Source organism: Pseudanabaena cinerea FACHB-1277 (assembly GCF_014696345.1).
GTDB lineage: Bacteria > Cyanobacteriota > Cyanobacteriia > Pseudanabaenales > Pseudanabaenaceae > Pseudanabaena > Pseudanabaena cinerea.
In genome coordinates, this window is record NZ_JACJPY010000076.1 from 1 (window position 1) to 22,448 (window position 22,448).

The following is a 22,448-nucleotide window of genomic DNA, read 5'->3' on the forward strand; positions in this document are numbered from 1 at the left end:
TTGTTCGTCCATTTCGCGGTATCCATAAAAAGTATCTGTATCTCTATGTAGCCATGTTTGAGTGGGCTTACAATTTACGTTGGATTGATTTTGACTTCCTCCGCCGTCTTCTTGTCCCTCCTTTCACCTATTTACCCACATGAGCGAAATAATAATGCTATCCTAAATCCTAGCTGTTAACTCACAAAGTTATGTTAGCCGCCGAACTCTCCTTAAAAAACGACATTTCCGAAACCCAAATTCAACTACTTCACTTACTCGACTTAGCGATCGCTGCTACCCGAAATAGTTATTACCCAAGGCGATCAGCCCGTAGCTAGACTAGTATCCATTGCCCCCAAGCGATCGTTATTTGGCAGCGACAAAGGTAAAATATTTATGTCCGATGACTTTGAGGCATTCTTGCCAGAGTTTGAGGAATATTAAAATATGCGAGTTTTGCTTGATACTCACGCACTGCTCTGTTTTTTTGCTGGCGACAACAAATTGAGTCAACCAGCAAAAACGATTATTGGTAAGGAAGTTGGAGCGCTTCAGCATTATGAAATATCGGATTTACGTGGTGATGCTTGTAAGGTTTGTTTTAAGACTTGGTAGATATTGTCGAAGACTGAAAGATAATGATTGTCCGATCGCTGTGGCGGGCGATCGCTTCAGGGATATTGCCATGGACAATTTGTTGCAAAATGCCTTCACGGGTTGCACCGAGAATGATCACATCACTACGTTCCTGTTCTGCAAGATCGATGATCGCATCGGCAATAGATTTGGAACAGAGGCTAATTGTGCCAACGGAATAATGCAAGGACTTGTAGAGCATCGCCGCATACTGTTCTAAATAATTCACTTCGGGCTTGGTCTGGGAAGGATAAGAAACTTGGCAGAGACAGATTTCTGGATAGGCAGCAAGGGTAATCAGCGCAGGTAATAGTAACAGTGCCTTGGCAGTATTTGCGCCCCCCGCCACAGGAATCAGCCATCGATTGAAAGCGATGCGGGGCGCTCTAAATTCTTGAATGAAGGGATTCGACTTTTGTAAGCGATCGCTAAATTTGATCAGCATTACATCACAGGTAGCTTGTTTGATCACTGTATCCACCGTATCTTCAAACAGGCGATCGGTGGTAATGGGGCTGCCATGCCAACCGATTAATAACAGATCGATTTGGCGATCGCCGATTACTTCTAAAATGGTCTGACCGACATCATGGGCGACTCTAATTTGTTTGTGAATTGAGATCGGCTTGGGCTGATGGGAAGCCAATATCTTTGCCTGAATCTTTGATGGTTGGGGCTTTGCCTTTGACTGCACTACATTCTCCACCTGTTGAAACAGCTTGAAACTTGGCTCTAGATCCACCTCTGTTTCTGATGGTGTAAGGTGATTAGCGATGGGGATAATATGCAAACATTCCAATTCATAATTTTGTTGGGCGGCGATCGCCAAGGCAATTTCAATTAGATAAATAGCGGTTTGGGGGTTACTGAGTGGCAATAACAAGCGTCCCTTGCCCGTCGCAGGGCTGCGGCGTTGATATACCAAATAGGAACTAGCGGTTTTAGTACTTTTTGCGCCGAGCAAACGATTTGCCTGAGCGCGAAGGACATCGCTACGGGTGATGATGCCCACTAATTTACGGTGATCAATGACAGGCAATCGTGATAGTTTGTAATAGGAAAGTAAATACAGAACTTGAGTGAGGCTCTCTTGGGGACTAACAGTGATGGGGTTTTTGGTCATAATTTGCGAGATGGCGATCGCTGTCGCATTACGCTCCTGTGCCTTTACCAAGTCCATTTGCGTAACAATTCCCACTAGTTGATCGTTCTCGACAATGGGAAACCCACGATGACGCGATCGCGCAAAAAACTGAATCGCTTCATGGAGTGAGGTTTGTCCGTCTAAGGTCTCGACCTGAGACTGCATTACATCGGCTGCCCTTAGCCCAGCCCAAATATCTTCTGTGGCAACCTCTGGCTGAAGATGGATACCCTTAAGGGCTAGGAGATTTGTATAGAGGGAGCCAGGGGCATATTTTTCAGTACAAAGATAGGCAACCACACTAGTAATCATTAGGGGCAGAATAATATTAAAGTCCTTGGTAATTTCAAATACAATTACGAAGGCAGTAATCGGAACCTTTGCCACTGCCCCAAAGAATGCTCCCATACCCGAAAGGGCATAGGTGGATAATGTGCCAAGACCAAAAAGAGAAAGCTGGGCAATTCCCACTAATGAGCCTAGTGCGGCTCCTAAAATCAGACTGGGAATGAATAGACCGCCAGAAGTCTCGGCACTACAGGCGACTAAGGTGAGGGCAAAACGGATCGCAAAGGTAGAGGCGACATTCTGCCAGTCAGGTTGTCCCATTGCCAAAAATAATTGCAGTCCAGAGCTATCACGAAATTCACTGGGTAACAGCGCGATCGCCAGTCCTGAGAGGCAACCAGCGATCGCGATGCGCCAAGCGATGCCAACTTGCAAAATACGACGGTTCCATTTGGTAAATAGCAGCACACTATGGTTAAACAAAGCGGCAAAAAAACCCACCAACAATCCTAAAATCAAGAAGGCGGGAATTTCGGTAATAGAAAATTGAATTTGCGGCAGATTGGAACTCAGTCCTTGCCCCCCCAAGAGAATGGAAACCACACCACCAATAAAGGAAGCTAATATGGCAGTACCTAGGGTAAAACTCGATACATCATGGAGCAGTTCTTCGATTACAAATAGCACCCCCGCAATCGGTGCGTTAAAACCTGCTGCTAGCCCTGCGGCGGCTCCTGCGGCAATCAATTGGCGCTGATATTCGGGAGATGTGGGTATCCATTGGCTCACCTGTCCTGCGATCGCTGCCCCAATCTGCACTGTTGGTCCTTGTCGCCCAAGGGCAAGCCCCGAACCTAGCGCTAAAATTGTACTCATGATTTTGACGATCGCCACCCGCAAATTCAAAGCGATCGGCACATAACCCAAGGCAGCCTTGACTTGAGGAATACCACTGCCTGAAGCCTCCGATGCAAATTTTTCAATTAGAAAACCCGATAAAAAACCACCTGTTAAGCCAATTATTGGTAAAGCAAACCATGCTGGCAGGTCGTTGGCAATCTGAACCCGCCAACCACCAATCCAACCGATACCATATTTAAGTAAAACTGCGGCGATACCTGCCAACCAACCAATTAAACAAGCTTCAAAAATAGCAATACGCTTAGGTTTCAGCCAATTGTATTTTATTTTAAATTCAGTAGGTGCTTTTTGAGACTCACCACCCATCAAGGCAATCCTTGCGAATAGAATATTTTGGAGCTTTTCTGTTCTTTTGAGACTCATTGTGAGATTAGGGCGTTTTTTATTTGGTATTAGAAAATGAAACTGTTGTTAACAGCAGTTATACCAGTATTATTAACAGTTACTAAATTGATCAAATTATTGCCCAAGGCATTGGCTGATACTTGCACCACAGTATTGGCTCCGAGTTGTTGAAATTGGAGAATGCCATCGGCGATCGCATTTGTGCCTGTGTAATTAATTGAGCTAAATACACCTCTCAGGTTGATCATGTCACCAGTACCAAAGTCAAGAATTGTGTCCCCAGCATCATTGATATGATTGAACTGGAAAGTATCCTTACCTGCTCCACCAACCAGAATATCATTGCCATTGCCGCCAATCAGAATATCATTACCCGCGCCACCAGAAATAAATTCATTCGCATTAGTTCCATTCAATGTATCGCTCCAGCTAAACCCAAAAATTGATTGGGTGGTGGTGGCGGCAGTGGGATTGCTGGCATAGTCGATGAGAGCTTTACCCATGTCGGTCGATCGCCAATCTTTACTCGCAGCCATTACCCGATCTAAGGTATCGGCACTGATGGAAATATCACCCTTAACACGAAAGATAATATCGTTGTAGTCGCGATCGCTGGCTCCATCAAGGCGTTGATCTTCAAGGGCGATGACATAGGAGCCATTACCCACGTCAATGCGCCCCATTTGGAAACTGCGGCTAGGATTGTTGTCGAGCATAGAAAATAGAGGACGCTTAGTACCATCGATCGCAGGATTGGCAACCACTTCGCTAATGCGACCATTGGGAACTTGGATAACGCCATAGGCACTATTAGGATTGAGGTTGAGGCTTCTTGTACCTTTGAATGTTCCTGCATTGAAGTTCGCTTCCCAATCTAAACCACTGGTAAACTTAGCAGCATCGGTAGTATCACTGAGTAATACATAGCCTTGAGTCGAGTTACTAGCGGCACGGCGAGCAGCCTCCGCAATAAAGGCTGTCGATCCCGCCGCATAGTTTTCCATGCCATCGAGACTAAAAATACCAACATCGCCTCTATACGCCCCCCCATCGTAAAGGAATTCCACTTCGAGCATACCAGATTGACCAGAGGAGATTACACCTTTGTCATATTCAGAACGATTGGCATAGTTGAGCAATTTCTGCCCCTCAATGGAGCTGCGCCAGTCGCGTTCAGGATTGACCAAACCATTCATCAAAGGCACATCACTAGTTGCGCCCTTGACTTGAATCACGATGTCGTTATAGTCGCGATCGGAAAGATTGGGCAAGTTCAATCGATTATCTTCAAAGGCATAGGTGTTTTTGCCATCGACATTTACCATTTGCCCGATCGCCGAGCCGAAGGGATTCGCTTCAGGAATTGAGAAGATGGGCAGGTTGCCAGTTTGCTTAATGATGCTAATATCCTTGGCGATCGCTGCAACAGTATTATTCTGTACCAGCATGAAGGCGAAATGTCCGCGTGAAGCCATGTTGAAGGTTTGAGCGCCTTTGTATGTACCAGCATTAAAGTCCGCTTCCCATGCCACCTTGTCCGAGAACTTTGCTGCATCGGTGCGATCTTTGGTGACAACGTAGCCAAGATGGGAATCAGTGAGAGCGCGGCGAGACGCTTCTTGAATGAATTCCGTTGAGCCAGCCTGAAAGTTTTCCATACCTGCCAGACTAAAAATGGCTAATTCCCCCTGATACCAACCGCCATCATGGAGAAAGTCAATGCGAACCATGCCCGATTCTCCTGTGTCAAAAATGCCGCCGCTATAGTCGGGACGGGTGGCATACTGCACTAGCTCTTGACCGACAGAAGAATTACGCCAATCGCGATCACGGTTCACATTAGCATCCATCAGAGGGGCAATGCCTGTCGCCCCTGTGAAGCGAAATACCATATCGTTATAGTCGCGATCGGAGGTTGTTCCCCAGTCAGTCCGCACATCTTCCATGCCAAAGGTATCGCCTCGACCTGTGACATCGTGGAGTCACTTCCCGATCGCGACTTTAGCAGTGCGGAGCTAACCCAAAATCCTCTGCTCAACCTACTCAGTGAAGCAACCGATGCGATGGCTCTCGAAGAATCAGCCACTCACAGCGATCGCCCCAACCTTGGTAATCTCTTTAGTAATCGCAGTCAAGAAGTTTTATATCTATACTCAGTGGGTAAACGCAATTTTAGGTTAATGAACTTGGTGGGCGCTAAACTCAGTGGCGCAAATTTGAGTGGGGCAGACTTTACCAATGCCAAATTTATGCTGGCGGATCTATGTGAATTATCGGCGATCAAGACAAAGTTTGTCGGCGCAAATTTAGCTGGAGCAATTATTAGTGAAGCTTGTTTGCAAAGGGCAAATTTTACGGATGCGTTGTTGCTGGGCGCAGATCTGAGTGGAGCGGATCTAGAAGGCGCTAATTTCACCGCCGCCAATTTAGCGGGTGGGAATTTTACGGGGGCAAATTTGCAGGGTGCTAATTTTAGTGAGGCGGTGTTAGCAGATGCCGATTTTACGAATACCAATCTGGAGACTTTAAAATAATCCACAAAAATCATAGCTATTTCATTAGCATCATTTTTGGCATTATTTTTGGCAATATAAATCAAGGGGAAAATGCCCGTGCGTACCGCTATAGCCATCGGTGAAATCAGTATGGAAAGAAATTAGTACACCTCGATACTGACCTTGATAACTGTCGGTATGGTAGCGGCGGCTACGGGGATTGTATTTTAGATAAATGCCATTATCTATGTTTGGCAATGGGGTATCGGGTAACTCGTATTGAAAGTGGTTCGCATATTCGCGCAGAGACTTTACAGCCGTCTCAGTGCGATCGGCACAGATCCCAAAAATGTGATAGTCAGCCTGTCTAGTCAAATAATCCAGAGCTGCACAAATTTGATGGCGCTGTTCTAAATCAATGCTGTCAGAATCTAGATCACTTAGCTCCCATAAAATGCGTTCAGCATCGGCAATGGTTAGATGGTTGGTCATGATTGTTGCTAATAATATCTTCCCAGTCAATAACTAGCGGTACGCGGCATGGTCATATCCCGCTAGATATTAACTTTACAACGCCTATCTCCTTAAATCAGTAAGATTTTTGAAAGCATTGCAAAGTGCCGTTTTCAAAAGTCTTGCCATACCACTCAAAATAGCAACAGAATGTAAAATAGCGATTAAGATGGCGATTAAGATGGCGATTAAAGTGGCAATATTAATTTTGAAGGATCATGAATATTAACGAAGAAATTGCCCGTTTACGCGATTTACTGACTGCGACTTGGCGAATGCACACCTCGATCAAGTCTAAGCCAGAACAAATTGAGCTAATTACCAGTTTACCAATTTTGCCTTGGCAAAAAGGGACACAGGTTAATATTAACTTCAGGCTGTGGCGACAAATACCCGAAGCAGAGCGTGACCTGTTACTACTCTGTGAGGTGAGTTGGCGCGAGCAAACTAAATGGCTGCAAGCAGGAGTTTATCAAGGCGTAGCTGCTATATCCTTGCTGGGTGGCATTGTAGAAACGACCCAAGGCGATGTCACAGGTATAGCGATCGCTATTCTTTTAGGCACAATTGGCGTTAATCAAGTTTTGCGCGGTAATCAAAGCTCACAGCGCAAAGTGCAGTCTGATAATGAGGCGATCGCCATTGCCCAAAAACGGGGCTATACTGAAGTAGAAGCTGCTAGGGCTTTGCTAGAAGCAATCCCTTCTGCGGCTAGGCTTTCAGGACGCAGCGCCCCCGAATTTACCGAATTGATTCGTTGTCAAAATCTTAAGGCGATCGCTGGTCTATCAAAAACCAAAGTGCCAGAAGGTAGTGTCAACGATATTTGATCGTAAATGATAATAATTACTGTTAATCTTTTAAAAATACAGGGTTAACCAATAGTCGAAAACAAAGGATCTTGTTATGAGCAGTTGTAGAAATGCGCTAGAAGAATTAGTCATCGAAGAAGCAGAGGCTCAGTACAAAAGACTAGGTGCTGACATCAAAAAGCGGGTTGACCTCAGCGAGGTAATTGCCTATGCCCTAAATCGGCTGCCACCCATGTATGCCACCACTCAGCGCGGTTGGACACAGCAACGCAAAAGAGCAGAGCAGGAGCTAGGACAAGCAATTGCAAAGTCTGTGCGTAATGGCTTTCTTAGTACCCAAAGCGACAATCTGCGCCAAAATGATCCCATCCCTGCTCACGAACTGATCAGCCAAGCGCGATCGTTGGCGAAATTACGCAAAATCTTCAACAAAGAGTACCTAAAATGGAAAGATGTTCCCGAAGTAGTGCGGACGGCCCTTGATTCTGGCTACTATCAAAGTCTCTCTAGTGGCACTTACATAAGCATTGATCGCCGCAACTCCTTACTTGCCCGTAGCTATGCCCTGCGCCGCCGCACCACCACTATTCTCACAAATCAACCTTCCAAAAGCGACTCCAAAAGCGATAAAGATATTTCTGCGGACATTAAAGACTTTGAATCCTATATGTCAGGAACAACCTACCGTTACAGCAATATTCTCGAAAGCCTTGTCTCTGCTATCATCGATCGCCGCATTCAAAGACTGGATGCTACCCTTCAGCAAAAAGTCAGCATTGATGATGTCGCCGCCTATGTGTTGAACCGTTTGCCGCCGATGTATGCCACCACAAAGCGTGGTCTACAGAATTTGCGCCAACGCATTAAGTCAGAAATGACAAACCAAATTATCGAGATTGTCAAGGAAGCTTTGGGGAAAGTGATGCATACTCCCGAAAGAACATTGCCCCCATTACCATTTGAAAAATTTAACTTGGAGCTAGAAGAAACCCTCGTACTGCTCAGGGAGATGCTAGGGCGAGAAGATATTACTTGGCGTAATGTTGCTGAAATTGTCGAAGAGTCATTAAGATTACCCAATAATGCTTAGCTAGTTTAGAAATGCTTTTCAGGCAAGACAAAGCGCGGTATGTTGAGAATAGTTAAATTAGAGTTAGGGTAATTTATTTAATATGCTTAGTCCGATTTTGCAAACCAAGATTGAGAGCCAAATCAAAAGCAACAAGATCATGCTTTACATTAAAGGCACTCCTCAGCAGCCCCAATGTGGTTTTTCTGCTGCTGTTGTCCAAATCTTTGATTCTTTGGGGCAGCCCTACGAGTCGGTCAATATTCTTGAGGATCAAGAATTGCGCCAAGGCATGAAGGAATATTCTAGTTGGCCCACCTTCCCTCAAATTTATATTGACGGCGAATTTGTCGGTGGTTGTGACATTGTGAAGGAACTCAATAATCGCGGTGAACTTGCGCCAATGGTGCAGTAATACCAAATGCAGTAATACCAAATGCAGTAATGGTAAAGCCATCCCTTCATTTACAGCAATTACCGATCCCATGAATCATTAGAGAAATCTTAAAAGCCTTGTTTTGCATTTTTTTTAAGATTTCTCTGAGTTTGGGTTAGCGCTCAAGGCGATGTAAAAATGGAAGTTGTCAAAAGTCATCGCCTTGAATGATTGTTATTTTTTGTTCGGCTTTCTCTAAATATTCACGACAATATTGCGATCGCTGTATCCCTTCTTCGTAAAGTGCCAGCATTTGCTCAAGGGCAACCTCACCATCATCAAGGATTTCCACAATCTCCTCAAGGCGTTGCATTTGCTGCTCAAAGGATAAACTCTCTGAGGTTGGTTTATTGCTTTTATTATCCATAGAGATTAACGTTAAGGGCTAAAATGGCTGAGCCATTTTAGCTTTTAATTTGGAGCTTTTAATTTGGGGTCACATGATCAATTGTGGCGGTGGCTATCTCTGATTTTCTGATGATATTTATTTGACTGAAATTAGTTAAGGATTCATCGGCTGATAAAATCCGATCGCCAGATTTGAGTAAGGCAAAGCCGCGCTGTAATGGGGACAGGGGATGCAGCGATCGCAGGTGAGCATTGGTGCTGTCTAGTTTGGCATTGGCTCGGCGCAAGTGTCGTAACAGTGATTTGTGCATTTGGCTTTCGCAATTATCGATTTGCTGTGCATAGCTACGGAGGCGATCGCTTAGATTTTGGAATGTAGAGCTGCGGATTAGCGCGTTAATGCGTTGGTGATAAGCCAGAATATTAGCCTGGACTGCTTTTGTAAGTTGACTTTCCCAAACATTAACTTGGTGCAGCAGGGTTTCGCGCTCATAACGGGAAACAATCTCGGCGGCGGCGGTTGGTGTGGCTGCCCGCAAGTCCGCCACAAAGTCGGCGATCGTAAAATCAGTCTCATGTCCTACCGCCGAAATAATGGGAATTTGCGATCGGTAAATGGCATCGGCAACCAATGGACTATTAAAAGCCCAGAGATCCTCAATGGAGCCACCACCGCGCCCCACAATCAGCACATCGGCATCGGTATTTTGTAAAGTGGCGATCGCGCTAGCAATCGCTTCGGGGGCAGCCTCACCTTGGACAGTGGCAGGACATAGATAAATTTGGCAGTGGGGCGATCGCCTCTCTAGGGTGCTGATGATGTCTTGAATTACTGCCCCCGTGCGTGAAGTGACTACGCCAATCTTGAGGGGGAGCGCAGGAATAGCCCGTTTACGTGCTTCGTCAAAATAGCCCTTAGCGGCTAATTCTTCTTTGAGTGCGGCAAAGGCAAGGTAGAGATCGCCTTCTCCTGCGGCAGTAATGCGATCGCAGTCGATTTGATATTTGCCTTGAGGTGCATAGACCGCGATTTTGCCCTGCACAATTACCTGCATTCCCGAACGCAGTCGCAAGGTTGCAGGGCGGCTTGCCCACATCACACAACCAATCTGTGCCGATGCGTCCTTGAGGGTAAAATAGCGATGTCCCGATGCGGCGATCGTCAAGCCAGATATTTCGCCCGTGACCCGCACTGAGCCAATTTCTTCACGCAACAAAAGCGAAATCGCCTGCGTCAAATCAGCTACCGATAGCGCACTTTTAGTTCTGCCCATAGATTTTTAATTGTACTAAGACCCAAGATAAAGCAATAACTCGCAAGGCGATCCGCACATCATGATCAATAATCCTGTGAATAATATCTCTCTTGTTTTCCAAATAGCTCTGCAAGCGCTCATCTTCCCTCTATTGCTTCTGCCAGCACCAAGTCTAGCCCAAGATCAAAACGGAAATTACTATCGCAATGAATCACCAGTTCAAGGATCTGGCAGACCGACGGCGGGCTCGCTGTGGCGCGTCACAGTAAATGCCCTTAACTGTCGGCGTGAGGCTAATCTTAGCAGCCCCGTTGTCAGGGTCTATGACTATGGCGAAATTTTGGAAGTAGAGGTCTATCGCGGAGGCTCCGATGAAGTACTTATCAATGCGATCGATGCTAAGAATCGACCTTGGATGCCTGTGCGGGGCAATAGCTATAAAGACCGTTGCTTTGTCAGGGCAAATAGTCGTTTTATTGCCCCTGTGACCCCCTGATACCAAAACGCAACAAAATTGCTATTTGCGAGTCATAAGTATGTATAACTTTCCCCATAGTTGGTAACTCCCATGAGCATTCAACATTTACCAAAATCGGCGATCGCCTCGCCAATCGCCTCATCAATTACTGTGGCAGTCAGTATCGCCTTGACCGCGATCGCCGCTAGTCCTAGCTTTGCCTATCCGCGCGATCGCTCAAACACTAATCGCAACGCACCGATCTCGCGATCGCGTCAACAATTTAACAAGCCACCTAAAACTCAGGTTTATACCCCACCTGTATCAAACTCTAATAATCGCCCTAACAATCAAGTTGCTCAGGTCTTTCGCTCGACCCTCAGCTTGCCTGTCGGTCAACCGATCGCCGCCAAAATTGATCGACAAGATACCCTATATATCAATAAAGGCGAGACAGTCAACGCTAGTTTATTGGTAGCTCAAGACATTGCTACCACCAATGGCACAGTTTTAATCCCTGCGGGGGCAGTGATTGCAGGTCAGTTTGTACCCGTTGAAGGCGGCTCCAAGTTTGTTGCCCAAAGATTTACTAGTCGTGGTGCAACTGTGGGCTTACAGGCAGAGTCGGCATTGATCAATGATGTCAAAGATCCTCGTGAAACTAATGCAGGTGCGATCTTGACCGACGCTGGTATTGGTGGAGCCGCAGGTGCTGTACTAGGGGGAGTGCTGCGTGGCAATGTACAGATTATTGACATTCTTGGAGGTGCAGCCGCTTCGGTGATCGTGGGTAATGTGACTGCACCACAGGTCACGGTCATTGAGCCAAATACAGTGATTAATGTGGTCACGAGGCAGCCAATCACCTTTGCCGTCCGTGATGATTATTAACCAGCGCTCAGCGCTAAAACTTAAACTCAAAACAAATCCTCAAAGTGTGGCAAAGCTATATTTTGGGGATTTTATATTTTGGGGATTTATTTTGTGATCACACAAATTCACGAAAGCATTCTGACACAATCCCTTGGAGCCAATTGTCTTAACTAAATCAACCTATTGAAGCGATCGCCCTTCCGTCAAGTGAAAAAAAAAGCTCAGTCCCTTGCCTTGATTGAATGCTCTAAGTTGAGGCAATCTAGTTTGTATTCTCGATTTTATGACTGGGAGTTTAGCAACAGCTATAGTATAATAATCGCTAACGTTAAAGCAAAATTAGTTAATATAAATCACCTAACCACAAATGGCAAAACAAATGGCAAAACCAAAGCAAGTAACCCCTCTCACTGGTGAAGCGTTGCTCCTAAAAGTTAAAGAATTGGAGCATCTTTCTAAGGAAGAGAAGGCAAAGGCTTGTGGTTACGCAACTGTTACAAAAAACAATCAAGCCCGCGTCAACCTGATGAAATTTTACAATGCCTTGATGGAAGCCGATGGCGGTATTCTTGAGGCTAAGGGTAGTGGCAAAGGTGGACGCAGTGCTAGTTATAGGGTGAGTGTTCAAAAGAATGGCAACTTATTAATTGGCTCAGCCTATACTCAAATCATGGGACTAAAGGCTGGTGATGAGTTAGAAATTAGGTTGGGACGAAAACATATTCATCTGCGTCAGGTTGACGCTGAAGATGAAGAGTAAGCTTTTCTCTCTATATTTTTGAACTGACTTCATCTTTGTCTCTTTAACCTGAAATCCTGCCCTTTTCCACTTGAAAAATTCTGGCAGAATTTAGCCATTGTGCATCAAATGAGCCTAAATGAGTTGTAGTAATCACAGTTTGAATGCGATCGCCAATAGCATTTAGTAAGTGATCTTGACGTTGGAGATCTAATTCAGCTAGGACATCATCTAGTAACAGTAATGGCGGCTCTCCAATTACGGTTTCTAACAGCTCTAGTTCTGCTAATTTCAAGGCAAGAACTAGGGTACGCTGCTGCCCCTGTGAGCCATATTCACGGGCTGGGGTTTGATTGATGGTTAGTAATACTTCATCGCGGTGTGGTCCCACCAGACTTGTCCCCTGATACTGCTCGATCGCATTCTTTTGTAAAATTGCCGCAAAAAAGTCTTGATGGATTTTTTCAACAGTATCCTTAGGCGCAAAAGCAAACTTGGGTAGATAGGTAATCTCTAGATATTCATTGCCACCACTAATTGCCTGATGCCAATGCCTTGCCATTGGCGTTAAACGGTCTAGCAGTCGCGATCGTCGCCGCATCAGCCTTGTGCCTGTGGTGACAAGCTGAGCATCCCAAAGCGCCATTTGCTGAACATCATAGACAACTTGCCCCTGCTTGATAGACTTGAGCAGGGCATTTCTTTGGCGAAGAACTTGATTGTATTGCTGTAAGAGATTGATATAAATTGGCTCAAGCTGGATTAAGACCGTATCTAACCAATTGCGGCGGCTCTCAGGACTACCACGCACTAGGTCTAAATCTAAACTGGAAAACATGACAGCATTGATATTACCTAGAAAATCTAAATTCTTAGCTTGATTCACCCCATTAACTTGCAAGCTGCGTTTACCACTAGAGCGCATTCGTATCATCAGATCTATAGGATAGCCGCCCACATGAGTTCGCTGGCAAGTTGCCTTGATTTCAGCGATTGCTTCGCCATTTCTTACGAGGTCACGATCTTTGCTAACACGGTGCGATCGGAGGGTGGCTAATAGCAAAACTGCCTCTAGAAGATTCGATTTGCCTTGGGCATTGTTGCCAACAATCACCGTCTTCGGTGTGTTAAAGGTAACTGCTTGATCGATGTAATTACGAAATTGTTGAATATGAAGCGAGCTAAGATACATTCATTCAAATTGATTCGAGAATAGACTGATACATTGATACAAGTACATTGACACAAAGTATGGTTGCTCTCAGTATTATTACAGTTTTCATTTGTTATGGCGCTTCTACTAGGGAACTTTTGCTATAGATGGCAAAGTAAACCAAAAGCGCGAACCCACGCCCACCTCGCTCTCCACGCCAATCTCACCACCATTAGCCTTAACAATTTGACGGCAGATATATAGCCCTAACCCTAAACTTAGCGATCGCCGATTGAGATTATGTTCTTTCTTCCCTTGAGCATATAGTTCAAATAGAGATGCACTTTGTTCTGCGGTCATGCCCACGCCATCATCGATAACTTCACAATAAATTAGCGGCGAAGAATGATGCAAATCGTTGTTCCTTTCCCCTTGCAAATTTACAGATTGCAAATTTACAGATTGCAAATTTACAGATTGCAAATTTACAGATTGCAAACTGATAGAAATGGTTAAACTGAGATTCGGTGGATTATGCTTAACAGCATTGGCGATCAGATTTTGAAACACGCGATGAATCTGGATTGGATCAACTAGCCCTAGAGGTAAATCTGGTAATATTTTGATATTTACTTCCGTATTCTCATATTCTAATAAACCTTGTAAATCATTGATCGCCGATTGAATGATGGGATAAATATCTACGGGTTGCGGCTGCACTTCCATGCCATATACATCATTGACATGGGATTCTAATAAAGAATTAATCAATGCTAATTGGCGATCGCTGCTCTCACGAATGCGTGTGAGGGTTTTGCGTGGCATGATCACATCATGATCTGGGGATTGTTTTTCTAAATTATCTAGCACCATTAACAGCCCCATCACTGGATTACGCAGGTCATGGGAAACCGCATGGAGAAATACGGTCAGTGCTTTTTCGGCAAGCTTGCGATCGCTAATTTCTATTTGTAAAGCAATATTCTGTTCTTCAATAATCTTTCTTTGCTTGGCGAGCGTGATATGGGTACGGATTCTCACTAAGACTTCTTCATGCTCAAAGGGCTTGGTTACATAGTCCACAGCCCCCATCGATAGCCCCCTAACCTTATCCACCGTTTCCGATAAAGCCGTCATAAAAATCACAGGAATATTTGCAGTGTCTGGATTGGCTTTGAGTCTTTGACAAGTTTCAAAGCCGTCAATTCCTGGCATCATTACATCTAATAAAATCAAGTCTGGCTTGTTATAGGCGACCTGTTCTAGCGCACTTTCGCCATCTGTCGCCACTAGCACGCGCAAACCCACATCCCGTAATATATTCACCAGCACACTTAGGTTGGTCGGATTATCATCCACAACCAAGACGCATCCCTCAATGCTATGGCACAGATTAGCGGTGTCCTCAGCTTCGAGATTGTTTGTTTCCATGGGCTGTTGTATATTATTGATAGTATGAGAATGTTATAATAAATTCAAATACTATTGCGGTAAACCCTAGCACCATCATCTATGGGACTGTAGCTCAGTTGGATAGAGCGAGCGCCTCCTAAGCGCTAGGTCATCGGTTCGATCCCGATCAGCCCCGTCTAGCACTTTGCACTTAAATTTTGCACTTAAATCTAGAAATTTACTCTAGAAATTTACTCTAGAAATTTACCAAGAGTGCTGCAAAGCATCACTTTCCATAAATTGCAAGGTTGTTACTGTGTCTATTATCATTGCAGGTGAAAGAAGCGGCGTTGGCAAAACCACAGTGACTTTGGCGCTGTTAGCCGCTCTCAAAGCCCGATCGCCTCACCGCATCCAATCCTTTAAGGTGGGTCCCGACTACATCGATCCGATGTTTCATAGTTATATTACGGGGTTGCCTTGCCGTAATCTCGATCCTGTGCTGACCTCTGAGAACTATGTGCAGTCTTGCTTTACAAAGCATAGTAGCAATGCCGCCTATGCGATCGCTGAGGGGGTGATGGGGCTGTTTGATGGTGCGACAGGGCGAGATGATACTGCTAGTACTGCTCACATTGCCAGATTGCTAAATGTGCCTGTGGTCTTGATTTTGAACTGTGCTAGTACTTCGCGATCAATTGCGGCGATCGCCCATGGCTATCGCACCTTTGATCCACGCATTGAGATTGCAGGGGTGGTACTAAATCGGGTGGGCAGTGATCGCCATTTAGAACTATTGACTCAAGCCCTTGAGGGCTTAAATTTGCCGATTTTGGGCGTATTGCGCCGCCAGTCCGAGATTACGATTCCCGATCGCCATTTAGGATTAATTCCCACTGCCGAGATGGCGAGTCTCCCTAGCATTATTGAACGGTTAGCGCATTTGGGTGAGACTTGTTTTGATTGGGATAAATTATTACCCTTACTCAAAAGCTCAAATCCTGCTTCAGTAATTTCTTCCCCCAAAAACGATAAATTTATCACCAAACCCACAATTAAACCCCAAATTAAAATCGCGATCGCCCAAGATCAAGCCTTTAGTTTTTACTATGCCGACAATCTCGATCTATTTGCAGAAATGGGCGCAGAATTGATTCCTTGGAGTCCGATCTCTGATGTAGCGCTGCCTGATCATGTGCAGGGGCTATATTTTGGTGGTGGATTCCCAGAAGTATTTGCGGCAGAATTAGCGGCGAATGAGCAGGCGAGGAATTCCGTACAGAGGGCAATTGCCGCAGGAATGCCCACCTATGCCGAATGTGGCGGATTGATGTATCTCTGCGATCGCATCACCAATTTTGAGGATGCAACTTTTCCGATGGTGAATATTTTGCCAACGGTTGCCAAAATGGGTAAGCGCTTGACCCTTGGCTATCGTCAAGCGATCGCGCTGCAAGATAGCCCCCTTGTCAAAATTGGCGATCGCATTTGGGGACATGAGTTCCATCGCTCTGCCCTCACCGAAACTAGCGATCGCCCCCTATACGCTTTACAGGGCTACGATTCCCATTTGTCCTATCCTGCCGAAGGCTGGCAAAAACATCAAGTTCATGCTTCCTATGTCCATGTACATTTCGGCGCACAGTTGCATCTTTTAGAGCGCTTTATTGCCACAGCCGCCAGCAATTACAGCCTATTGAAGCTTTAGCTAGTACAGAAAACACTTTGAAAGCCTTGTTCTTAAAGTGTTTCTGGGTTTGGGCTTAGGTGCAAAGTGCTGATGGCCGTCTAAGGACGAGGCAGAGCAACGGGATTTGTGGAGTTGAGATCATCGGTGGTGGCGGAGTTGGGGGTGTTGTCTGGCAATTTGCCGCCAGCGCGGAATTGATCATAGGTTGCCCGCGAAATCTGACGAATTAACTCGTTGGCGCGTTGATCGTTGTCTGGACGCTTGACCATGACCGCGATCGCATAGCGCTTGCCATTGGGCATATCGACAATCCCCGCATCGCCCACAGCGATACCAATGTCTCCCGTTTTATGAATAATCCGCGCTTCCTCACCGATACCTTTGGGTAATAATGTATTCGTGATGGGGCGGCGCATGATGTCCATAAAGCGATCGCGGCTGCGTGGTTCCACTAATTTACCCTGATCGATCATTGCCAAAAGTGTGACCAAATCCTGACTACTAATTGTATTCGTCCCTTCTAGGTCAGGCAACTGGTTATTGATCACTGTTGCTGTTAAGCCCCATGACTTAAAGCGCTGATTTACCGCCACAATTCCCCCTAGTCGCTTGATAATCATATTAGTCGCCGTATTGTCGCTAATCACGATCATCTGGGTGGCTGTTTCCAACGCGGATATCTTCGTTCCTGTTGGCAAAAATTGAAAATCACCCGCTTCGCCGACTTTCACATCCGCACTGATTTCTAGTTGCTCGTCTAGCTTAATTTTGCCAGCATCAACATCTTGTAAAAAAGCAACTAAGAGAGGGGTTTTGATGGTACTGGCTGCGGGTATTGACTGATTGGCACTAACCTGTGCATAGGCTCCAGAATCTAATTCCAGCACCATCATTTGCATCGCTAGATCCTTCTCCTTGGCAGCGAGATCCTTGATTTTGGTAAGCAGGGGTGTCACCTCAGTTTTGAGGGCGAGGGGGACAACCTCTTGGGTGTTTTTGCTGGGTTCTTCCTTGACGATCGCCTGATTTTGATTTTGCGAGTCATTTTTTGCGGCGATCGACTGTTGATTTTGCCAAAAGGAGATTGCCGTACCAGCAATTACGCTTAAACCCACGCCAGCGATCGCCAGACGCAATAACTGCCAACCGAAGAACTTAAGGGGCGATTTTGGGGCAGTGGGGCGTGGCACTTTACGCTTTGGTCTTAGCTCAGTTCTGCCCGTTTTGAGTTCTGGACGCGATTCTGGACGCGATTCGCCGCGTGTCTGACGATTGGGAAATGGTCGCACCTTATCAGATTCACGCGCCTGCTCCAATTCACGCGCTCCTATTTCGCCATTACTATTCAAAGTTCGACCACGGCGCTCTCGCAACTTATGCAAACGCTCTTCTCTTTTTTTCTCAGGGATTCTTTCAGTAAATTTATCAGTAAATTTATCAGTGGTTTTTTCAGCAACATTAGGCGATGAAAAGTTTCTTGGTTCCACGACTATGTATAACTCCGATCTCAAAAATGTTCCTGTTATTTGTCCGATGACGCTACCGCCCAATCTACTTGGCGCATTACCCCTCGCAACATCCTCACCTCGGCTGAGGTCAGGTTTGCTCGATCGCTGATTTGCCGAAACTTTTGCAAGCGATGGAAGGCGGTGTGGGGGTAGAGGTAGCCGATTTTGAGCAAGACTGTTTCCAGTTGCTGATAGTAAGCCTCTAACTCTGTACGGGTTGCAAGGTCTATGGGTTTGGACTCTAGCAAATCTTGGTCAATTTGGCTAGCTAGTTGCCGAGATAATTTTGAGGATCTAGGGACATTAGTTTGTAATTGCCACTCATAGCAGCAGATTCCCACCGCCTGCGCCAAATTTAAAGAGGGATATTCAGGGTTTACAGGGATTCGCATCACCTGCTGACAATGTTGAATTTCGAGGTTGCTCAAGCCCCGATCTTCTGCACCAAATACGAGCGCCACCTCTGCTGTGTCCTGCATCTGGGATAGCCAAGCGATCGCCGTCCTAGTGTCAATTACTGGCATTTCTCCTTGATCAATGCGTCCAACGGTGGCGATCGCCCTTTGGCAGTCAGCGATCGCTAAGGGCAGACTTTCGACTACTTTGGCATTGGTCAAAACCTCTGGGGCATGGACTGCCATATGCTTCGCCTCATCACTATGGCGATCGCACAGAGGATTTACCAACCAAAGATCCTGCAAGCCAAAGTTTTTCATCACCCTTGCCACCGATCCCAGATTCCGCGTCCCCGCAGTTTCCACTAACACTACCCTTAGATTTGGCATATTTTCATGATTTGGGTTTTCAAAAGCATGGCTATAGAATAGAACAAATCTCATCTAGAGTTTTTGGAACTGCAAACATACATCGTCTAAGTACTTATTATCCCATCAACCCTATGAAACCCGTTGTTAGTCTCCTGAAAACCTCTAGCTACGAGATCTCATCCTTAATGGGATCTTTAGAAGCTGTCCTTGCGCCTCTCGGCGGTATGGCTAGTATTGTCAAGGCTGGCGATCGCGTCCTCCTCAAACCCAACCTGCTCACAGGCAGTCGTCCCACCAAAGAATGCACTACTCGCCCCGAACTGGTCTATTGCGTGGCAAAGCTGGTAAAGGATGCGGGCGGCAAACCATTTTTAGGTGACAGCCCCGCCTTTGGCAGTGTCAAGGGCATTGCTAAGGCAAATGGCTTGCTGCCCCTTGCCGAAGAACTAGGTTTACCAATTATTGAATTTCATGGCAAGCGCTATGCCACCGAGGGCGAAGGCGAACTGCAACATCTGCGCCTTAGCAAAGAGGCGATGGATGCGGATGTGGTGATCAACCTGCCCAAGGTCAAATCCCATATGCAATTGACCCTCACCCTTGGCGTAAAAAACCTATTTGGCTGCGTCCCTGGCAAAATGAAAGCTTGGTGGCATATGGAGGCAGGCAAGGATGTTGATCGCTTTGCCCAGATGCTGATTGAAACTGCTAGGGCAATTAATCCAGAGCTAACGATTTTGGATGGCATTGTGGGGCATGAAGGCAATGGTCCTAGCACAGGCGAGCCTAGGGATCTAGGTGTTTTGGCAGCTTCGCGGGATGTATTTGCCCTCGATCGGGTTATGGTGGAAGTCTTAGGTGTGCGGGCGCAGGATGTGCCGACCGTTGCCGCCGCCATCCGCTCAGGACTGTGCAGTGACCTTGAGGAGATCGAAATCATCGGTGATCCTGTCGCTCGGTTACAATGTCCAGATTGGAAGTTACCTGAGACCATGATGGCGATCGACTTTGGAATGCCTAGGGTGATCCGTTCCACCTTCAAACATCTTTATATTAAGTTCATCAAAGAACCGCTTAGTATCTATGCCCGCATCTAATGACCTGCCCTCCCAGCCTGCACCACCACTGATTTTAGTGGTCGAAGATGCTCCCGACAATCAAGTATTGGTGGAGCAGGTTTTTCAAGATTCGGGCTATCTTGTCACCTGTATCCAAGATGGTCAGGCGGCACTAGATTGGCTAGAGGTCAACCATCCAGACTTGATTTTGTTGGATCTGTCACTGCCAGAGGTGGATGGTTGGGAAATTGCCAGACAACTCAAGGCAAGCGATCGCACCTTTGCCATCCCGATCATCGCGCTGACCGCCCATGCGATGAAAGGTGATCGGGAGGCAGCGATCGCCTCTGGCTGTGATGATTACCTCACCAAGCCCATTGATATTGACCTCTTAGAATCTGTGGTTACACAATGGCTAAATAAACCAAAGTCTTTATCCCTTGGGTGATTGACTTGCCATTAGCTATAATCTAAGCCACCGCAACTAAAATTAGTCGTATGGAAGTAATATGGACGCGATCGCCACTAGCTCTTTGATTTTAAATATTGTCTTGGGTTTACTAATTTTGCTGTATATCTTCCGTATCGTCATGACATGGTATCCACAGCTCCCCCTCAAGCAATTTCCCTACAGCCTAATCACCTTTCCCACCGAGCCATTGCTATTTGTTCTCAGGAAGTTGATCCCTCCCATCGGCGGCATCGATATTTCTCCTGTGATTGGTGTCGGCATTTTTAGCCTTCTGCGAGAGATGTTGCTAGGTCAACAGGGCATTTTAACGATGATGCAATAAAAGCAAAGCTAAAATACCAAAGGTTTTCGCTCATACAGGCAGGTAGGTGAATTAGCCAAAAGGAACATCTGCAATCCTTGTGTTTGGTAAGCAATTTCTTTGTGAAACTGCGGTTCACCCAATTTCCTCCATGAGCGTCTTCATTTAGTTAAAAATATATTTAAATCAGTATTCAGGTCAGAATTCCAAGCGCTAGTTTCGCCGCCAATGGGGGACATAATTACGAGTTCTCCATTTGCATTGCGTTCTAATTTAAGTTCGGGATTTGCCGCGCATAGTTCGTAAAACTTTTCTCTAGTAAGTTTCACAATCGGATCGAGATTGATTGTATAAGTGGTCATTGGTTTCACTCCACAAAGCAACTTTGAGCTATTTTAACGTGAATTTTATGAAAATCAAAAGCCATAGCCTGCGGCTTGGAGGTTAAAGAGATGGGCATAGCGCCCCTTGAGTGCCATTAACTCTTCGTGGCTGCCCTGTTCGCTAATTTTGCCATCGGCGATCACCATGATTTTGTCTGCCATTCGCACCGTGGAAAAGCGATGGGAAATTAAAATTACCATCTTTTCTTGGGTGAGCGATCGGAAATGATTGAAGATTTGCATTTCCGCTTCTGCATCCATCGCGGCAGTTGGTTCATCGAGAACGAGAATATCCGCTTGTGATCGCATGAAAGCACGGGAGAGAGCGATTTTTTGCCATTGACCACCCGATAGCTCTTGACCACCGCGAAACCATTTACCAAGGCGGGTTTGAAAACCTTGGGACATTTTGGTGATGAAGGGCTGTGCCATGCCTTTCTCAGCAGCGATCGCCAGTTGTTGAGCGTCTTCCACATACTCGATATCACCCACCCCAATATTCTCGCCCACCGTAAATTGATACTGCACAAAGTTCTGAAAAATAACCCCAAGACGCTGCCGCAAAATATCCGTATCCCAATCATTGAGATTGATGCCATCTAAGAAGATATTGCCGCCAGTGGGTTGATATAGCCGCGTTAAGAGCTTAATCAAAGTGGTTTTACCAGAGCCATTCTTCCCCACGATCGCCAACTTTTCACCATGTTGCAAATGGAACGATATATTTTGCAGCACTGGTACGGTACTATCGGGATAGCAAAAGTCCACATTCTCAAATTGCAATCCTTCCTGATTAATGCCCTGAATAACGCTGCCTTGAGGCGTGTTTATATCTAGATCGAGAAATTCGTAAAGGTTTTCTAAATAGAGGTTGTCTTCGTACATCCCGCCAATGGAAGTAAGGGCGTTGGCAAAGGTGGCTTGGCTTTGACGGAAGACGACCAGATACATAGTCATTTCGCCAAGGCTAATTTTGCCCGCGATCGCCTCTAGCACCATCCAGCCATAAGCCCCATAAAATGCCCCTGTACTCAATAAACCTAGCCCATAACCCCACCAACCCTTTTGGATCGTCAGACGGCGATCTTCGGCATAGAGCCGCTCAAAAGTATCCCGATAACGCTGCAAAAAACGCGCTCCCAATTGATACAACTTCACTTCTTTAGCATAATCTTCCCTAGCTAGAAGTGTTTCTAGATAATGCTGTTCACGGGTTTCAGGCGATCGCCAACGAAATAGACGGAAGGTATGCTCAGAAAAACGGGTTTCCGCAATAAATGCAGGAATCGCCGCCACAATCACCACCAAGCTGACGGGGCGACAAAAGATATGGGAAGTATGAGTAGATGGGGATTTGAGGATTTAAGATAAAAAAGATAGGTCAAGTCATAGTAAGTATGACCTATCTAG

The 22,448-nt window shown here is 45.9% G+C and carries 23 protein-coding genes, 1 tRNA gene and 2 pseudogenes; 14 read left to right on the plus strand and 12 right to left on the minus strand.

Features of this window, described 5'->3' with window-relative positions; all coding sequences use genetic code 11:
• Window positions 1–191 precede the first annotated feature (191 nt).
• Entirely contained in the window at window positions 192–320 is a 129-nt protein-coding gene (locus H6F44_RS23615) for a hypothetical protein (RefSeq protein ID WP_277874135.1), read from the plus strand.
• A 109-nt stretch (window positions 321–429) separates the two neighbouring features.
• Window positions 430–597, plus strand: a complete 168-nt coding sequence (locus H6F44_RS18040; RefSeq protein WP_190352422.1) for a PIN domain-containing protein — start codon at window positions 430–432, stop codon at window positions 595–597.
• Here H6F44_RS18040 and H6F44_RS18045 read toward each other — a convergent pair.
• The 3 genes and pseudogenes from H6F44_RS18045 to H6F44_RS24115 form a co-directional block, all read right to left on the minus strand.
• Window positions 584–3,334 (minus strand): chloride channel protein, encoded by a 2,751-nt coding sequence (locus H6F44_RS18045; RefSeq protein WP_242016635.1) that lies wholly within the window; start codon window positions 3,332–3,334, stop codon window positions 584–586. The genes H6F44_RS18040 and H6F44_RS18045 overlap by 14 nt on opposite strands.
• Before the next feature lie 29 nt (window positions 3,335–3,363).
• On the minus strand, window positions 3,364–5,208 hold the full coding sequence (locus tag H6F44_RS18050) for a DUF4114 domain-containing protein (protein ID WP_407681877.1): 1,845 nt from the start codon (window positions 5,206–5,208) through the stop codon (window positions 3,364–3,366).
• Window positions 5,200–5,280 (minus strand): annotated as a pseudogene (locus tag H6F44_RS24115) (DUF4114 domain-containing protein); the annotation flags it as partial. The pseudogene H6F44_RS24115 and the gene H6F44_RS18050, both read right to left, overlap by 9 nt.
• A gap of 12 nt (window positions 5,281–5,292) precedes the next feature.
• Here H6F44_RS24115 and H6F44_RS23815 point away from each other — a divergent pair.
• Window positions 5,293–5,850 carry a pentapeptide repeat-containing protein gene (locus H6F44_RS23815; RefSeq protein WP_190352424.1) on the plus strand — a complete coding sequence of 186 codons (558 nt, stop codon included), beginning with the start codon at window positions 5,293–5,295 and terminating at the stop codon, window positions 5,848–5,850.
• Window positions 5,851–5,892: 42 nt separating this feature from the next.
• Here the strand turns inward: H6F44_RS23815 and H6F44_RS18060 are convergent, their stop codons facing one another.
• Window positions 5,893–6,303 (minus strand): DUF1824 family protein, encoded by a 411-nt coding sequence (locus H6F44_RS18060; protein ID WP_190352425.1) that lies wholly within the window; start codon window positions 6,301–6,303, stop codon window positions 5,893–5,895.
• 239 nt (window positions 6,304–6,542) lie between these two features.
• Here H6F44_RS18060 and H6F44_RS18065 point away from each other — a divergent pair, with 239 nt between their 5' ends.
• From H6F44_RS18065 to grxD, 3 genes are all read left to right on the plus strand, one after another.
• Window positions 6,543–7,154, plus strand: coding sequence for a DUF3318 domain-containing protein (locus tag H6F44_RS18065; RefSeq protein ID WP_190352426.1), 612 nt, complete (start codon window positions 6,543–6,545; stop codon window positions 7,152–7,154).
• A gap of 76 nt (window positions 7,155–7,230) precedes the next feature.
• Window positions 7,231–8,226 carry a late competence development ComFB family protein gene (locus H6F44_RS18070; RefSeq protein ID WP_190352427.1) on the plus strand — a complete coding sequence of 332 codons (996 nt, stop codon included), beginning with the start codon at window positions 7,231–7,233 and terminating at the stop codon, window positions 8,224–8,226.
• 82 nt (window positions 8,227–8,308) lie between these two features.
• Entirely contained in the window at window positions 8,309–8,620 is a 312-nt protein-coding gene (gene grxD, locus H6F44_RS18075) for a Grx4 family monothiol glutaredoxin (protein ID WP_190352428.1), read from the plus strand.
• Between the two features lie 169 nt (window positions 8,621–8,789).
• On the opposite strand, the gene xseB is transcribed toward grxD, so the two are convergent.
• Both xseB and xseA read right to left on the minus strand, forming a co-directional pair.
• On the minus strand, window positions 8,790–9,008 hold the full coding sequence (gene xseB / locus H6F44_RS18080) for an exodeoxyribonuclease VII small subunit (RefSeq protein ID WP_190352429.1): 219 nt from the start codon (window positions 9,006–9,008) through the stop codon (window positions 8,790–8,792).
• 58 nt (window positions 9,009–9,066) lie between these two features.
• Window positions 9,067–10,263 carry an exodeoxyribonuclease VII large subunit gene (gene xseA / locus H6F44_RS18085; RefSeq protein WP_190352430.1) on the minus strand — a complete coding sequence of 399 codons (1,197 nt, stop codon included), beginning with the start codon at window positions 10,261–10,263 and terminating at the stop codon, window positions 9,067–9,069.
• A 61-nt stretch (window positions 10,264–10,324) separates the two neighbouring features.
• On the opposite strand from xseA, the gene H6F44_RS18090 reads away from it, so the two are divergent.
• From H6F44_RS18090 to H6F44_RS18100, 3 genes are all read left to right on the plus strand, one after another.
• Window positions 10,325–10,741: a hypothetical protein gene (locus H6F44_RS18090; RefSeq protein WP_190352431.1), complete on the plus strand. Its 417-nt coding sequence runs from the start codon at window positions 10,325–10,327 to the stop codon at window positions 10,739–10,741.
• A gap of 72 nt (window positions 10,742–10,813) precedes the next feature.
• Window positions 10,814–11,593: a hypothetical protein gene (locus H6F44_RS18095; RefSeq protein WP_190352432.1), complete on the plus strand. Its 780-nt coding sequence runs from the start codon at window positions 10,814–10,816 to the stop codon at window positions 11,591–11,593.
• Window positions 11,594–11,954: 361 nt separating this feature from the next.
• Window positions 11,955–12,335, plus strand: coding sequence for an AbrB family transcriptional regulator (locus H6F44_RS18100; RefSeq protein WP_190352433.1), 381 nt, complete (start codon window positions 11,955–11,957; stop codon window positions 12,333–12,335).
• A gap of 43 nt (window positions 12,336–12,378) precedes the next feature.
• Here H6F44_RS18100 and recF read toward each other — a convergent pair whose 3' ends face one another.
• Window positions 12,379–13,506 carry a DNA replication/repair protein RecF gene (gene recF, locus H6F44_RS18105; RefSeq protein ID WP_190352434.1) on the minus strand — a complete coding sequence of 376 codons (1,128 nt, stop codon included), beginning with the start codon at window positions 13,504–13,506 and terminating at the stop codon, window positions 12,379–12,381.
• Between the two features lie 108 nt (window positions 13,507–13,614).
• A complete protein-coding gene (locus H6F44_RS18110; protein ID WP_190352435.1) occupies window positions 13,615–14,898 on the minus strand; it encodes a hybrid sensor histidine kinase/response regulator in 1,284 nt (427 codons plus the stop codon).
• An 83-nt stretch (window positions 14,899–14,981) separates the two neighbouring features.
• On the opposite strand from H6F44_RS18110, the gene H6F44_RS18115 reads away from it, so the two are divergent.
• Both H6F44_RS18115 and H6F44_RS18120 read left to right on the plus strand, forming a co-directional pair.
• A tRNA-Arg gene (locus H6F44_RS18115) sits at window positions 14,982–15,055 on the plus strand.
• Between the two features lie 120 nt (window positions 15,056–15,175).
• A complete protein-coding gene (locus tag H6F44_RS18120; RefSeq protein WP_190352436.1) occupies window positions 15,176–16,567 on the plus strand; it encodes a cobyrinate a,c-diamide synthase in 1,392 nt (463 codons plus the stop codon).
• 80 nt (window positions 16,568–16,647) lie between these two features.
• Here the strand turns inward: H6F44_RS18120 and H6F44_RS23820 are convergent, their stop codons facing one another.
• Both H6F44_RS23820 and H6F44_RS18130 read right to left on the minus strand, forming a co-directional pair.
• Window positions 16,648–18,036: a serine hydrolase gene (locus H6F44_RS23820; RefSeq protein ID WP_190352437.1), complete on the minus strand. Its 1,389-nt coding sequence runs from the start codon at window positions 18,034–18,036 to the stop codon at window positions 16,648–16,650.
• A gap of 35 nt (window positions 18,037–18,071) precedes the next feature.
• Window positions 18,072–18,842, minus strand: coding sequence for an RNA methyltransferase (locus H6F44_RS18130; protein WP_190352438.1), 771 nt, complete (start codon window positions 18,840–18,842; stop codon window positions 18,072–18,074).
• 113 nt (window positions 18,843–18,955) lie between these two features.
• Here H6F44_RS18130 and H6F44_RS18135 point away from each other — a divergent pair, with 113 nt between their 5' ends.
• The 3 genes from H6F44_RS18135 to H6F44_RS18145 all read left to right on the plus strand — a co-directional run bounded on the left by H6F44_RS18135 (window position 18,956) and on the right by H6F44_RS18145 (window position 20,676).
• Complete coding sequence (locus H6F44_RS18135) at window positions 18,956–19,921, plus strand: DUF362 domain-containing protein (RefSeq protein WP_190352439.1); 966 nt, start codon at window positions 18,956–18,958, stop codon at window positions 19,919–19,921.
• Window positions 19,908–20,330: a response regulator gene (locus H6F44_RS18140; protein WP_190352440.1), complete on the plus strand. Its 423-nt coding sequence runs from the start codon at window positions 19,908–19,910 to the stop codon at window positions 20,328–20,330. Before H6F44_RS18135 ends, H6F44_RS18140 begins: the two co-directional genes overlap by 14 nt.
• A gap of 61 nt (window positions 20,331–20,391) precedes the next feature.
• Complete coding sequence (locus tag H6F44_RS18145; protein ID WP_190352441.1) at window positions 20,392–20,676, plus strand: YggT family protein; 285 nt, start codon at window positions 20,392–20,394, stop codon at window positions 20,674–20,676.
• Window positions 20,677–20,816: 140 nt separating this feature from the next.
• Here H6F44_RS18145 and H6F44_RS18150 read toward each other — a convergent pair whose 3' ends face one another.
• Together H6F44_RS18150 and H6F44_RS18155 are read right to left on the minus strand one after the other, a co-directional pair.
• Entirely contained in the window at window positions 20,817–21,017 is a 201-nt protein-coding gene (locus H6F44_RS18150) for a Uma2 family endonuclease (RefSeq protein ID WP_190352442.1), read from the minus strand.
• Window positions 21,018–21,071: 54 nt separating this feature from the next.
• A pseudogene (locus H6F44_RS18155) lies at window positions 21,072–22,346 on the minus strand (ABC transporter ATP-binding protein); the annotation flags it as partial.
• Between the last annotated feature and the right edge of the window lie 102 nt (window positions 22,347–22,448).